1 protein-coding gene is annotated in these 1649 nt (G+C 35.5%); it reads right to left on the bottom strand.

The window, feature by feature from the left end; genetic code table 11:
• Positions 1-126 precede the first annotated feature (126 nt).
• Complete coding sequence (locus COL05_RS06800; RefSeq protein ID WP_142337382.1) at positions 127-1557, bottom strand: IS4 family transposase; 1431 nt, start codon at positions 1555-1557, stop codon at positions 127-129.
• Positions 1558-1649 lie beyond the last annotated feature (92 nt).

The raw sequence follows: 1649 nt of genomic DNA, 5'->3' as shown, positions 1-1649 counted from the left end.
CACATCCATCAACTTAAGGTATATTTTCAAACAAAATGCGGTCTTTCCATATAGTTTTTTATTATCTTTTGTAGATTTTATAAAAGCGGGCATATCAAATAAACCCTGACGGGTTTCAATTTTTTACTATGCTACCTGATGAGTAGAAGTGGTATACTCATAGACAACACCCAAAATATCAAAGACTGTCTTTTTCTCGTATCGATGAGATTTTCGTCCGTTGTGCTGTAGGAGGTTAAACAGACGAAGGAGAACCTTTGATAATTCTTGGGTGTTTTTGTGTAATGCTTGGTAAAAAAGTGAAAAATAATCCTTAATTATGTACATCGCTTTATATTCACTTAGCTCTTTCTGTTTCTTACGTAATAGGAGTTCTCGCATTTTAAACATAGTAGAAGAACATAATAGAATACTAATGAGTTGCCCATAAAGATGACATTCTAATCGCTCTTGTTTAATAGATTTACAACGATGAATTTGAAACCAAGATTTCCATATTTTAAATAACAGCTCAATTTGCCAACGTAATGAATATAAATCATAGATTTTCTCTTTTGGTACCCATTCCGTAGGAATGTTTGTCATATATACCGTGATACCTTGTAAAAGCTTCGTGCGCTCTGTATATGTAATCCCTTTTTTCTTTTCACGAATAGCTCGGTCACGTAAGCGTTTCTGTTTTTGCTCCTCGGTACACCTATAAACTACAATACGAGTAGGCAATTTGTCCTTACTCCCTACATATACATCGTGTAATTCATACACTTGGCCAGATTGTAGTTGTTTCATAATGTCTTCCAAATGAATTTGTATATATACTGGTTTCAATTGAGAGGGTTTTGTTTTAAATACCACTGTTTCGAACTCTTTTCTATATATTTTAGTTGGTAACTTAAGACGAGATAAATAATACCCCTGCTTGTCTTGAATAGACTTAAAGTCTTGTAGACGAAAATATCCTAAGTCACGAATATACAGCTCATTCTTTTGTATCATGCCTGTTCGAGTCGCACCATACGCCTGATCACTTCGTTTTCCTGGTTCAATTTTCACATCAGAAAATTCCCCACTCAACAAGTCATACTCTAGTTGAATTTTCACACCAGCTTTATGACTACATCCTCCGGCACCAGGATAGGTAGATGCGAATCGATCTGGAACCTGAAAGGTTGTAGAATCAAGGATGCGAATGCGCTCAAAGTAGGAAGAAAGAGAATGAGAAATCTTAGATACGCCTCCAATTTTAGCTTGTAGAAGTGTAGTAAATACAGTTCGAAAGAAGGCTACAGAAGCAGAGTTAAATCGCCGATTAAGTCCTTCCGGACTTAATAAAACTCCTGTTGAAGTTTCTAATTGACTACATAGTTGAGTAAGAGAGGTAGTAGCGACTTGTTGATTTAGCCATACACACAAAGATAAGAAATGGTGCCCGTGGCACTTACGTTTTCGTTTCATTCCGCCTGCTTCTATGGCTAATTGATTAAGTGTAGCGGGAGACATATATCGATATAACTCTTCAGCGAATAAAGATAATTCTTGTTTTTGATTCATATTCATAAAAAACACGTCACCCTTTCTCATTAACATAAGAAAATAGTAACGTGCTTTTAACTTCAAAAATAGTCTAAATCCTTAAGTTGATGGATGTG

Source organism: Bacillus sp. AFS059628 (assembly GCF_002571225.1).
GTDB lineage: Bacteria > Bacillota > Bacilli > Bacillales > Bacillaceae_G > Bacillus_A.
This window is presented reverse-complemented; position numbering and strand designations above follow the sequence as displayed.

What these genes read in the sequence shown, in the direction of transcription:
- COL05_RS06800 (WP_142337382.1), bottom strand. Translation starts at nt 1,557, where the DNA reads ATGAATATGAATCAAAAACAAGAATTATCTTTATTCGCTGAAGAGTTA.